11 protein-coding genes and 1 other RNA gene are annotated in these 13,161 nt (G+C 31.7%); 5 read left to right on the top strand and 7 right to left on the bottom strand.

From position 1 onward, the window contains the following. Positions 1-32: 32 nt before the first annotated feature. Together MK851_RS06950 and MK851_RS06945 are read right to left on the bottom strand one after the other, a co-directional pair. The gene (locus tag MK851_RS06950) at positions 33-2,477 is read right to left on the bottom strand and encodes a carboxypeptidase-like regulatory domain-containing protein (protein WP_320242650.1); all 2,445 of its coding nucleotides are present in this window, start codon (positions 2,475-2,477) and stop codon (positions 33-35) included. An 11-nt stretch (positions 2,478-2,488) separates the two neighbouring features. Further along, positions 2,489-4,180, bottom strand: coding sequence for a M23 family metallopeptidase (locus MK851_RS06945; RefSeq protein ID WP_320242648.1), 1,692 nt, complete (start codon positions 4,178-4,180; stop codon positions 2,489-2,491). A gap of 220 nt (positions 4,181-4,400) precedes the next feature. Here MK851_RS06945 and MK851_RS06940 point away from each other — a divergent pair, with 220 nt between their 5' ends. The 4 genes from MK851_RS06940 (at position 4,401) to rny (ending at position 6,702) form a co-directional block, all read left to right on the top strand. Continuing rightward, positions 4,401-4,619: a hypothetical protein gene (locus MK851_RS06940; RefSeq protein WP_320242646.1), complete on the top strand. Its 219-nt coding sequence runs from the start codon at positions 4,401-4,403 to the stop codon at positions 4,617-4,619. A gap of 15 nt (positions 4,620-4,634) precedes the next feature. After that, positions 4,635-4,922, top strand: coding sequence for a cell division protein ZapA (locus MK851_RS06935; RefSeq protein WP_320242644.1), 288 nt, complete (start codon positions 4,635-4,637; stop codon positions 4,920-4,922). 58 nt (positions 4,923-4,980) lie between these two features. Then, positions 4,981-5,089: non-coding RNA, 6S RNA (gene ssrS, locus MK851_RS06930), on the top strand. A gap of 47 nt (positions 5,090-5,136) precedes the next feature. Further along, positions 5,137-6,702, top strand: a complete 1,566-nt coding sequence (gene rny / locus MK851_RS06925; RefSeq protein ID WP_320242642.1) for a ribonuclease Y — start codon at positions 5,137-5,139, stop codon at positions 6,700-6,702. A gap of 57 nt (positions 6,703-6,759) precedes the next feature. Here the strand turns inward: rny and MK851_RS06920 are convergent, their stop codons facing one another. Beyond that, positions 6,760-7,482, bottom strand: coding sequence for a hypothetical protein (locus tag MK851_RS06920; protein WP_320242639.1), 723 nt, complete (start codon positions 7,480-7,482; stop codon positions 6,760-6,762). 240 nt (positions 7,483-7,722) lie between these two features. Between MK851_RS06920 and MK851_RS06915 the strand changes: the two genes are divergently transcribed. After that, positions 7,723-8,217, top strand: a complete 495-nt coding sequence (locus MK851_RS06915) for a DinB family protein (RefSeq protein ID WP_320242637.1) — start codon at positions 7,723-7,725, stop codon at positions 8,215-8,217. Here MK851_RS06915 and MK851_RS06910 read toward each other — a convergent pair whose 3' ends face one another. The 4 genes from MK851_RS06910 to MK851_RS06895 are packed head-to-tail and all read right to left on the bottom strand — an operon-like array spanning position 8,218 to position 13,105. After that, the gene (locus tag MK851_RS06910) at positions 8,218-9,393 is read right to left on the bottom strand and encodes a gliding motility-associated C-terminal domain-containing protein (protein WP_320242635.1); all 1,176 of its coding nucleotides are present in this window, start codon (positions 9,391-9,393) and stop codon (positions 8,218-8,220) included. It lies immediately after the preceding gene. A 45-nt stretch (positions 9,394-9,438) separates the two neighbouring features. Continuing rightward, complete coding sequence (locus tag MK851_RS06905) at positions 9,439-11,394, bottom strand: hypothetical protein (RefSeq protein ID WP_303506363.1); 1,956 nt, start codon at positions 11,392-11,394, stop codon at positions 9,439-9,441. A gap of 8 nt (positions 11,395-11,402) precedes the next feature. Beyond that, positions 11,403-12,104: a hypothetical protein gene (locus MK851_RS06900; protein WP_303506365.1), complete on the bottom strand. Its 702-nt coding sequence runs from the start codon at positions 12,102-12,104 to the stop codon at positions 11,403-11,405. Positions 12,105-12,151: 47 nt separating this feature from the next. After that, positions 12,152-13,105, bottom strand: a complete 954-nt coding sequence (locus tag MK851_RS06895; protein WP_320242632.1) for a hypothetical protein — start codon at positions 13,103-13,105, stop codon at positions 12,152-12,154. Positions 13,106-13,161: the final 56 nt, after the last annotated feature.

The raw sequence follows: 13,161 nt of genomic DNA, 5'->3' as shown, positions 1-13,161 counted from the left end.
GCTAATTTTTCGTTAAAAAAGAGTAGAGAAGGCTAAAACTGCATTCCTAACTTAAAGTTCAATACTCTTCCTGTCATGTAGTTAGGAATACCGTATTGGTTTTTACTGTAAGCATCACGTACCCATGTATTGGTGTTGGAATTACGGATATCGAAAATGTTAAATAATTCTAAACCAGCGGTAAGTTCTTTAAAGTTATGTAATAATCCAGTTTTATGTTGTTTGTTAGCATCAGCAAAAACATAAGAAATTCCTACATCGGCACGTTTATAATCGTTCAAACGGTTTTGAAATTGATATACATCTGAATAAGCAGGAGCTCCACCTGGCAAACCAGTATTGTAAACTAAGTTTAAGTAGGCTTTTAGGTCAGGTAAGTTAGGCACATAATCTTGAAATAATACACCAAATTTTAAACGTTGATCGGTTGGTCGAGCAATATAACCTCTATTGTTGATGTTTTCTTCGGTTTTTAAATACCCAAAACTTACCCAACTATCGTTACCAGGTACAAACTCTCCGTTTAAACGAACATCTAAACCGTAAGCATAGGCATCAGTAACATTGTCTGCGCGATAACGAATACGTACATTATCTACTGAGTACGCATTTACATCTGATAAATCTTTGTAATAAAGTTCAGTAACTAATTTAAAAGGACGTTCCCATACGTTGAAACTATATTCATTCCCAGCAACTATGTGAATTGACTTTTGTGCTTTTACTTTGGGGTGTACTTGTCCGTCATAATCACGTAATTCTTTATAAAATGGAGGTTGTGAATACCACCCACCAGATATTCTAAATAGCATATCGCTTTCCCAATCAGGTTTTATAGCAAATTGCGCTCTAGGACTAAAGATTGTTTGAGAATAACTATTAGTAGAAACTGTTTTTATAGACCAATAATGAGAACGGACTCCAATATTCATCCAAACTTGGTGGTCATTCCAAATTGCTTTTCTACTGAATTGTAGGAAACTAGTAATACGATTGATGTCTGTTTCATTTTCTGCTCTTACATTTCTGTAAGGCTCAATAGGACCTGTAAAAGGTTCGTATGGTTGATTGTTTGGGGTATGATGCGATGGACGTACAGAAAAACCTAAAGAGTCTATAACTTCCCATTCACGAATACGATCTTTAATATTTTCTTTTTGGTATTTAATACCAGCTTTCCACTCATTGTTACCGTCTTTTAAAGTAGCTTTTAGTTGAATGTTACTAATTAAAGCATCCAAGTCGTTACGTGCATGATTAATTTGTGAACCTATTCCTTGAGAAAATTCAACTTCGCCAAAATTTTCAGAACCAATATTGCTATTTACTTCACCTATGGCGTAAGCGGCAGTAATATCAAAGTATTCTTCTTCTTGTGTATTAAAAGATGAAATAGTACCAGTAAGTTTTAGATTGTCGTTAACTTGATAATCAGCAGAAAAAGCTCCAAATAAGGTTTGAAAACGATCTTCTTCTTGTCCTTGATAAAAAACAATTAACTCTAGCGGGGAGCTTAAGGTACCAAATCGAGTTTTACGAGTTAATGGTTTATAGTTGTAGTTGTTGAGAGAGAAATTACCTAAGAAATTTAAAGTGAGTTTATTGGTAACTTGATAGCTTAAAAATGATTGTACATCAGTAAAACGGGGTCTGAAGTTAACTTCTGTCTGTTTACTATTAACAAATAAACTATTATCACGATAACGAACACCTACTATAGCACTAAGCTTATTGTTAGCAAAAGTATCTTCAATAGTAAAACTACCTCCTAATAAACTTAAATCTAGTTGAACGCCAAAATTGGTTGGTTTTCGATATGTAATATCCAAAACAGAAGATAATTTATCACCATATTTTGCTTGAAATCCACCTGCAGAAAAATTAATATTCTGAATCATATGTGGATTGGTGAAACTTAAGCCTTCTTGTTGACCAGAACGGATTAAAAACGGACGATATACTTCTATTCCATTTACGTATACTAGGTTTTCATCAAAGTTACCTCCGCGAACATTGTATTGAGTACTCAATTCGTTATTATTACTAACTCCAGGGAGTGTCATTAGTATGTTTTCAACACCGGCATTGGCACCAAGTATGTTTTTTACTTTTTTAGATTTTATTTTGGTAATACCTTGTGCTTCTTTTTGTTGGTTTTTGACAATGACTTCTTCTAATTTTTCACTCTTAATTTGTAAAGTAGGAGAGAAGTTAAAGCTTCTTTTTCCTCTAGAAGTGAATTTTTTCACCAAAGTTTTATAAGAAACATGTGTAAATGTAACAGTAACAGTTTTGCGAATAGGAATGGTAAATTGATACATTCCATTAGAATCGGTAGTAGTTCCTTTTGATAAATAGGAAATCGCAACTCCTTCAATTGGTGTATTGAATTTATTGGTAATGATTCCTTTTACTGTAGCTGTTTTTTGTGCAAAAACGAGTGAAGGGAACAGTAATAAAAGAATAAATTTTTTCAAGCTTGTTTAGTTTACTTTCTGAAAAATGTTGCTGAAACTGTTTCAGTATTACCCACATTATCAGAGACTACAAGTTTAAAAATATGTTTGCTACCAACCAACTTTTTATCATTAAAATCGTATGTAAGTATTCTTTTTTTATGGTTATACTCCATTAAAATCCATTCACCATCAATAGTAGCGCGGTAATTTTTTATTCCCGTTTCTTTATCTCCAATTTTAACTTTCAGTGTTTTATTTTTAGAAATCCACTGATTGTTACTAAAATTGTATAGCTGAATAGTTGGTTTTTGAGTGTCAAAACGTAAAGCATAGCTACCTAAGAGTTTTGTGGTAGTATATACTTTGTCAATTTTTTTTCTTGTAGATGTGTATCTTGGATATTTAGGGTTTGTAACATTAGCAATATATACATGTTGTTTTTGATCTTCTGTTAAAAAAGAAGTCTCAAAAGTTAGTGTATAACGTTTGTCTAAAGGAATTGTAGGATTGTGAATTTTAGCAGTACCATTTTCAACTTTAAAATCAATGAAACAATCTTTATAAAAAGTGTTTTTAGGAAAAGCAACTGTTACATTTTTTTGTTGAAATTTATTAAAGTTAGCTGCTATAATTTTATAGTTAGTGGTATCTTTTTCCTTAAATACTAAATTGCTTGCAGTTCCTTTAACTGGTATTCTTACTTTAGAAGTGTTATGTTTGAAGTCTTTGGCAATAATCTCAATATTGTAATTAGCTCCGTTTTCAATATATATTTTTCCGTTGTTTATTAAATCTTCATATAAGCTAAGTCTATTTGCGTCTACCTTGTGTGTTCTTTGTACTCTATTTCTATATTTTTTATAATGTTTATAGTCAATTAATAAGTTAATATATTTACTCTCTGCGAAAGAAAAGGTTTCAACATCATGATAATACACACGTTTTCCATTTACTTTCATTTCTAAACTATAAATTCCATTTTTATTCAATGCGCCATTTAATCGGTCAAACACGCTAATACCAAAACCAATAGTGCCACTGGCAGTAATTTTTTCGGCAACATAATTACCATCACCGTTGTTTTTAAATGAAATGACAGATTTTAATGCCGAATTATTAATTCTAGCATCATCACTTAATGGATAGGCTACTAATTTTTGAACAGTAGGAGTTTTATCGTCTTTAGCTGTTAAACCAAAATGCATTGGGTTAATAATATGTTCTGTTTTAGTATCTCGAATTTCATAATGTAAGTGCGGACCTCCAGAACTACCAGTATCACCAGTATAACCAATAAGTTGTCCTTTTTTTACAGGGAATTTATCTGATTTAAGAAAAAGGTTTCCTGTACTATATTTTTCTTTTTTGTACTGAATACTTTTTACATATTGTTGAATACTTGGTTCAAAACGTTTTAAATGTGCATATACAGTTGTGTACCCATTAGGATGCGTTATATATAAAGCCTTTCCAAAACCATACTGCTGCACTTTTATACGAGAAACATATCCATTAGCAGGAGCGTAAATAGGAATACCTTCTTTTCCTTGGGTTTTAATATCTACGCCAGAATGAAAGTGATTACTTCGTAATTCTCCAAAAGTACCAGACAACACAATAGGGATTTTTAAAGGGTTTGAAAAATAGTTTCGTGGATACTTGTTTTGAGCTTGTCCGCTAACAAAAAATATAAATAGAATAAGAGAAAAATAAAATTTCAAAATGCAATAGTTTTAAAGCAAAACTAATGAAATTCTATTAAAAACCTTACAGGTTTAAAATCAGTGGTTTGGTAAAAAACACTAAAAGAGTTGCTAATTATAAGTTATATTAATAACTTTGTGAATATAGTTTTATTCTCTAAAATAAATGAGTAACCCTTTAAAAGCAGTTCATTTACTGGAAGATAGGTTGAAAAACTTACTTTCGAACTACGAGTTTTTGAAAGAAGAAAATAAAGTTTTACTTCAAAATAACGCAGAGTTACAAGTTTTATTACAAGAAAAAGAGAGGCAACTAAAAGAGCAGCAAAAACAATTTAATTTGCTAAAAGTTGCGAAAACTATTGAGGGCAGTAATGAAAATACAAGAGAAACAAAACTCAAAATAAATGCTTTGGTTCGAGAGATTGATAAATGTATCACCCTTTTGAATACATAATATAAAGTTCTTTACATGGCAAAAATAAAAGTTAATGTAGTAATTGCTGGTAGGACGTATCCGTTGAGTGTGAATAGTACCGATGAAGAGGAAGGGTTACGTAAGGCAGCGAAAGGTATTAATGAATTGATTGCCAAGTTTGAACAAAATTATGCGGTAGCAGATAAGCAAGATGTTTTAGCCATGAGTGCTTTACAGTTTGCATCAAAAGCAGAAATAGTATCGTTAAAAAATACTAAAGAAAAAGCCGAAGTATTGCAAAAGATAAATGAATTGACTAACTTGTTAGAAAATCATTTATAAAACGTTCTTTAAAATATATTATTTAATATACTGCCTACATTAGTACATTGTTTGTTAAACTCAACGTTATTCAATTATAAAGGATGAGTCGTGGTTAGTAAAGCAAGCCGATTTTACCTCGGATCCTTGATCAATCAGTTAATCCTAAACTTGTTATTTTGGAGTTTTTAAAACCCTATTAATGTAGGCTTTTTTATACAATCAAATCAAAATTATGGAGGGAATATTATTTCCTGTTTTAGCAGGAATTATAGGTGTAGCAGTAGGTTTTTTTATTGCTAAAATGTTAGAAAAATCTAATGCAAATAAATTAATACAAGAAACTAAAAAAGAGGCTGGTAGCATTATAAAAGAAGCTAAAGTAGAAGCCGAAGCAATAAAGAAAGATAAGATTTTACAAGCTAAAGAGAAGTTTATAGAACTGAAGTCTGAGCACGAAAAAGTAATCTTATCTAGAGAAAAGAAAGTTTCTGATGTAGAAAAAAGAGTAAGAGATAAAGAGAGCCAAGTATCATCAGAGCTAGACAAAAACAAAAAACTTAATAAGCAGTTAGAAAAGAAAGAAGCTGATTTTGATTATAAATTAGATTTCTTAGAAAAGAAAGAGTCTGAATTAGAAAAAATGCACAAGCGCCATGTAGATATGCTTGAACAAATTTCTGGACTATCTGCCGATGAAGCTAAAACAGAGTTGGTAGCATCTTTAAAAGACGAAGCAAAATCTGATGCAATGTCTTTTATTCAAGATACCATAGAAGAAGCCAAAATGACGGCTCAACAAGAAGCTCGTAAAGTAGTATTAAATACCATTCAAAGAGTAGGCGTAGAGCAAGCGGTTGAAAATTGCGTGTCTGTATTCAATCTTGAATCAGATGATGTTAAAGGTAGAATTATTGGTAGAGAAGGGCGTAATATTCGTGCTCTAGAATCTGCAACAGGTGTTGAAATTATTGTTGATGATACTCCTGAAGCAATTATCTTATCTTGTTTTGACCCTGTTCGTCGTGAAATTGCTCGTTTATCAATGCATAAACTTGTAACGGACGGGAGAATTCACCCAGCAAGAATCGAAGAGGTTGTAAAGAAAACTGAAAAGCAAATTACTCAAGAAATTATAGAGGTTGGTAAACGTACTGTTATTGATTTAGGAATTCATGGTTTACACCCTGAATTAATCAAAACAGTTGGACGAATGAAATATCGTTCTTCTTATGGTCAAAACCTGTTACAACACTCACGTGAAGTAGCGAACCTTTGTGGTATAATGGCTGCTGAAATGGGCTTAAATGCAAAAGCTGCTAAGCGTGCTGGTTTATTACATGATATTGGTAAAGTACCAGAAACAGAAAGTGAATTACCACACGCATTGTTAGGAATGCAATGGGCTGAAAAATATGGTGAAAAACCTGATGTATGTAATGCAATTGGAGCTCACCACGATGAAATAGAAATGAAGAGTTTAATGGCTCCAATAGTTCAAGTATGTGATGCTATTTCTGGAGCAAGACCAGGTGCACGTCGTCAAGTATTAGATTCTTATATTCAACGTTTAAAAGATTTAGAAGACATTGCTTTTGGATTTAATGGTGTACAAAAGGCTTATGCTATTCAAGCAGGACGTGAATTAAGAGTTATGGTAGAGAGTGCTAAAGTAAACGATACTAAAGCAGCTGAATTATCATTTAATATTTCTCAAAAAATCCAGAATGATATGACTTATCCAGGACAGGTAAAAGTTACTGTAATTAGAGAGACAAGAGCAGTAAATGTAGCGAAGTAATTATTAAATTATAAAATATAAAAAATCCCTCATCAATTTTGATGAGGGATTTTTTGTTTAATCATGGCTTCTTCTTGATTTACCTTTTTGTTCAGGCTTTCCTTTTCTGTATTTGTTTTTATATTTTTTGTTTTTGAAAGCTTTGTGTTTACGTCTTTTTATAATTTTACTATGCTTTCCAATTTTAGCATTTGGTAACGCTCTGTAGTAGTAAAAGTTATTATCTTCTCTAAACTGACGATAGTTTCTTCCAAAGTCTTTTCTGTAAAAATAAACGTCATCATAATCAAAAATATCTCCTATGTTTATATCGATATTTACATCAAATCCATCATCGTAATAGTAATGATCATCATCATGGTGATGGCGGTGTCCTGGTTTTACAAATCCTCTAAACCTTGGATTACCCCATCTATCGTATTGAATATGTAAGTTTCCTACTTTAAATAAGTTTCCAAACTTATACCTCATAAATACACTACCAATTCTTTTTACATTTCCTCTGGCATCGTAGTTTATATAAACGTTTCCTACACTTCTAACACGACCTCTTCTATCACGTTTAATGCGTACGCCGTAATCAGAGTATCTATTGTAATGGGTATTAAAGTCGAAATCTCCGTTTAAAAATACATGGAATTGAATTCCCTTTTCTACAAAGGTAACAGCATCATTATTACGATTTGTAACCCCAATTTTGCTAGTTGATTTTTCAATATTGTCGGCATTTACAGTTGTTAATGACATCATTGCTAATAATAAAAGTATCCCTGTTCTCATAATTGCTAATTTTAGGGTTATGCTTACTCTATATGCTTTTCGGCTTCCGCAGTTGTTATGTAATTTTCCAAAGAACGTGCCAAAAAATATTTTAAAGCTTTTTAAAAGTGATAATATAAAGTGATTTTTTACTTTAAACTACTGATATTTAGTGTCTTTTTTAGGATTTAAAAAATAATTTATTTCTCCCCGTAAAAAGTTCTATATTTATACGACTTACTCGAAAACTTATACTTACGAATGATAGCAGCTATTAATAAAAATTTACAAAGAGGAATTAAACTATTAGAAGCAATTAATGATGAACAGTATAGTGATACATCAATTCCACCATATTATTCGAGTATAGGTGCTAATATGAGACATATTCTGGATGTTTTCGTCTGTATTTTTAAAGGGTTAGATAAAAAATGTGTTGATTTTTCTGACAGAGAACGTAATCAACTAGCAGAGCAGAAGACGGAGTTTGGAATTGTATATTTTAAAGAGGTAATTGAGCAACTATATTGTTTAGAAACAGAAGATTTTGATATAATTATTTCTGTTACAGATGATTTAGGAACTGGAAAAGTAACTGCAAATTATACGTTAGGTAGTGCTTTGATACAAGCGCATAGCCATGCAATACACCATTTTGCTAGTATAGGTTTTATTATAAATCAATTAGGAATAGAGTTACCTGATGCAGATTTTGGGTACAACCCTACAACTTCAAAGAAAGAATTAGTAAGATAATTATCGATTAATGTAAACCCAGCCTTTTTTAAGCTTTTGATAAGCGTTTGGTTGGTCACCTAACTCTAGGTAGTAGAAGTAAGTTGCTGCTGGAAGTTTACTTTCTCTGTTAATAGTAGATCGTCCGTTAGAAGTACCATTCCAATCGTTTTTATAATCTTCAGTTTGATATACAATATTTCCCCATCGATTATAAATAATAAGTTTATTATGGGCATATTCATTTACTTCATCAAAAACTAAATAATCGTTAAGATTATCTCCATTTGGGGAGATTAAAATATTATTATTATTTGTTTTAATCTCATCATCTAATAACGAACCAATAGTGATTACTTCGTAGTTATCAGGAACAAACGCAGCTGATGTAATTGTTCCTTCCGATAAATCTCCAGTAACTTCTAATACATCTAAATTTACCCATTGATTTTCTGTTTTACTCCAGCCTACAACGATTAACTGAGAAACTTGATTAGCCAAAGAGCTTATATCACTACGGGTATTCCAAGTTAATGTAATACGGGTTTCATTTTTACCTTCTAAATCCCAAAATTCAATGTTGCTAATATTTTCAATTATTGCTTGTTTCTGATCTGTTAAAAAGTTAGCAGTAAAAGTGGTAGGAAAGTTTGGGTCTTCGTAAAAATATGCTCCTTTAAAAATATAATACTTGTCTTTATAAGGTAAGCTCATTGGGCGTAACATTGTTCCATCCCCCACAGGGAAGGTGAAGCTAGAAGTGTTTTTATTTCCTTGTTTTAGTGAGGTGTATCCATTAACGTGTCGCTCATTATCTTCACCCGCATAAAAGTCATAATCAATAAAGTTGAGTGTTATGCTAGTGTTGTTTCTTGGAGTAATCACTTGTCCGTTAATAAAACTTAATTGATTATGCACACCCAAAGAATTGTATAGCTCTAAGTTTTGTAGAGCATCAACCTCTACATTGAAAAAAGTAACTCTATTAGTTCCTGAAATAGTTCTAACTTCATTATCAGCATAAAAACCAGCAAAACCGGTATAGTTATCTAGTGTACCATTATTAATAACATTGGTATGGAAACCTAATTGAGCTCCATCATGAAATTGTACATTCCCTAAATTATGAAAGGCTGTTTGAGCTTTAATAAAAAAAGGAATAAACAAAAGGAATAGTGAAGTTAAAAAAAGTTTCATAATACTTCAGTATTTATAGTTATATATAAAAGCTCTTACAATAATTTAGTTAATTTTTTTAATTGTCATGCCTGTAGCATTAGCATCAATAACTACATCACCATTTTCACCTATATATTTTTCTCTAATTTTTATTCCATAGCTTTGATAGGCAGTTAGGTTTAACAACACAGTTCTAGAAGCACTTACATATCTTTGGTTTGTGTTTCCTATAAGAGTTAGTATGCTACCAGTATTAGGTATAGGGTTGTTGTTTTGACATACAACTATTTCAAAAGAGCTATTAGTTCTATCATTGAAGTCATTTGAATTCTCTTTTCTTAATGAAACAGTATATGTAATTTCATATAAACCTGTTTCTGTGACTTGTACTTGACTATTATTTCTATTATTAATTGGTCCGTTATAGAGCCTAACAGAATTCAACGGTATTAAAGTTCCGTTTGTATTATAATCATTTACTCTTATTGTAGAGTTTGTACTGTTATATTTATCGATATATGTTAAGGTTGAACTCCCACCTCCGCTAGTTGTCGTATTTGAATTGTTTATTTGATGCCAATTAGATCCTGTACTTTGAATTTTTAAAACTGTATTGGCTTCTATGAAGTTTGTATTTACATTTGATAAGTTACGATAACTTGAGATGTTAATGTTATTACTCGTTATATTTTTAAGCACGTACTCTCTTCCTTCACAGGTAGAAGCATTAGGCAATGTAATGGTATGGTTACCATTAATAATTATAGAATAATGATCTTCAGTTAGTGTTAAATTATTTGTTGTAGTAAAAGTAGATTTTGAAATGGAACCTTGAACTTGTAAAGTAGAGTTTGCAATATTAAAACTCCCAGTATTATAGTTTGCGTTTATATCACCAGAAATAGGTATTTCTTGTTGGTTGATATTTATTCCAAATCTTGTTTTAGCATATCTTCCAGTCGTACTACCTTGAACTCTAAAGAACTCTTTGTATATTTGAGGAGAATAGTAATAGCGTTTAAATATCATAGGTTCATTACCGTCATCACCAATAATAAACTCTAGACGACCTTGATTATTTGGTCCTGCAGAACCTATTTCAAATAAATCTGTATTTCCAGAACTTCCTTTTAATCTAAAGCTACCATTAGAAGTCGTATAAAACATAGGTTTATAAAAACTAGCACCATCAGCTCTAAATTGTAATGCAGATACACCATTAGAACCATTTAAATAAACTAATGATTGATCTGGGGCGTTATAGTCTGGGTAGCCTTGTACTAAATTAAGAGTAGCTCTTCTTCCAAATTCAAGCATTGGAGTATTGTTCGAACGAATCTGCATTTTAACATCATCAATCGTTCCTAAAAAATTTGTATTCGTAGTACCAGTATTACCTGTAATTAGCCAGTTATTCAAAGCAGGGTTATCTATCCAATCTACACCCGTACCTGTAGAGGTTAATATTTGACCTGTTGAACCAGCATTACCATTAATGTCTATTAGTGAGCTGTTAAACTCTGCTGGACTTTGTAAAATAATATTACTTGGCGCTGTTAACTGCATTGTTGAAGAAGCAGATAGCTGCATAGGACCTCCTGTAGTACTTATTTGGGTACTGTTAATACCATTTATTTGGATACTGTTACTAAATAGTTGTAGATAGTTTAAGTTTTGTAAAGTTAAACCAAAGCTGTTGGTACCGTTTAAAGTACGGTTTGAAGTTAAATTACCGTTGGCAGTGTAAATATTTTGAGAGGAAAGGGTAGAGCTGATTAACTTCCAACCATCTACAGTATCATATATTTTTATTTGACTATTGGTTGTATCGAACCAAACATCATTTTCAACAGGGTTGGTTGGTGTAGTTGTAGATGTGGTTACAGTATTATTGTTAACCGTTTGTATAGTTCCTTTATTATCTATAACCCTAACTTCTTGTGCATTGGCACTAAAAGAAAATAGTGCCAATACAGAAGTTATAAATACTAATTTTTGTATAATAATGTTATTACGCATTAATATTATTAATAATTGAATTGTACTTCAATAATATCACCATCATATACCGACCAATCGTTAGGAGCAGTAGTACTAGGAACTAATGTAACCGTAGAACCAGCTACAGTATAGTCTAAATTAGCAACTAATTTAGCTCCGTTTCTATATACCCATACTTTTTGATAACTAGTTAAGTTAGGTGCTGGTACTAATGCAGATAAATCATAAGCGGTTTGACCAGCAGTAGCTGTAAATACTGAATGTCCGTTTTGAACTACATCAGCAGCTAAAATTTTCTTAGTTTCACCAGTAGCTTCATCTCTTACTAAAAAAGTATAACCTGTTCCAGTCGCAGTACCTCCTTTGGCAACTTCACCATCAACTGCATTTGTAGATGCTGCACCAGTTTCTAAAGCAATACCATCTAAAGCAAAAATAGCACCACTAGCATCAATATATGTATTGTCAGTTAGTGTACCTCCTAATTGCCAGGTTGTTGTAGTTTGATCTGTAGTTGTATTTGTAATCATAGTTATACCATTTTTAGATTGTAAATACTTAATGGTACCTTTATTATCAATAACTCTAACAGTTTTGTTTAAACCTGTTTGAATGTTTTTATTGTTAGTGGTTACATCTCCAGTCTCTTGCTGTGCGTTAGCTGTACCAATAACTAAAAGACCTAAAGTAGCCAATGTTAATTTAAATTTGTTTGTAATTGTTTTCATGAATTGATAATTAAATTGTTTTTAAGATTTTAAATTGAGGATTATTATTAATAAAGTTGAACTATTCGTATTTCATCACCTGCATAACATGTAGCATCAGGTTCTATGGTAATCGTTGTGGCATTATCAACAGTAAAGTCTATTCTAACTCCATTTCTGTACACATTAATTTTGTCAGTTGTATATAATGTAAGCCCTGTAAAAGTTATTTGACCATCTGTAGCTGTAATTTTTGTAATTTCCTCTTTTAGTAAGTTAGAGGCAGTAGTTCTTTTTAAAACGCCAGTAGTTCTATCTACTGTAACGATATCATCAGTAGAAGTGCTTCCATTTTCTAAACCTGTAATGGCTAACGTATTTGCAGTACTAGTTTCAATAGTAGTAGGCTGAATTAATACCCCACCTAATTGAATAGTGTTACTTGCGTTTATAAAAAGTCCGTTATTAGCAGAAAGCGTTGCGTTAGATGCTACCCAAGTTGTACCGTTATAAGCATAAATTACACCAGTAGTTGTATCTACATAAACATCTCCAGAGGTTGGGTCAGGAGCAGTACTAGTATTAGGTATTCCGTTACCTCTTCTAGGGTTATTGTCTATAGAAATCCAATTGGTTCCGTCCCAAATACTGGTAGTGTTACTTAGAGTGTCGTTAACCCAAAAATCACCTATGTTATTATCGGAAGGTGGAGTAGAGGAGGTGGTTACTTTTATAGTTTCTCTTGTATTCCCAGAACCATTGCATAAACTTATCCATGTAGTTCCATCATACATAAAAACACAATTTTGATCAGTATTAAAGACTAAGGCACCACGTAAAGGTTGTATAGCATTCATTTGAGTATCTGTCATTCTGCTAATAACTAATACTTTATCTGAGCTTTCTAATTCTAAAATTGAATTTAAATGAATTGAAGACGGATTGTTTCCAACTTTTACTTGTGAAAAAGTTGGAGTAATGGCACAAAAAAGAATCAAAGAAAAAAGTAATTTTCTTCCCATTCAGTTAAATAATTAATTGTTTTTTTAAGACTCGGGGGGATTCTTAATAATACATG

This window comes from Tenacibaculum sp. 1B UA (genome assembly GCF_033978845.1).
GTDB lineage: Bacteria > Bacteroidota > Bacteroidia > Flavobacteriales > Flavobacteriaceae > Polaribacter.
The sequence above is the reverse complement of the archived record's forward strand: the minus strand, read 5'-3'. Positions and strand labels throughout refer to the sequence as shown.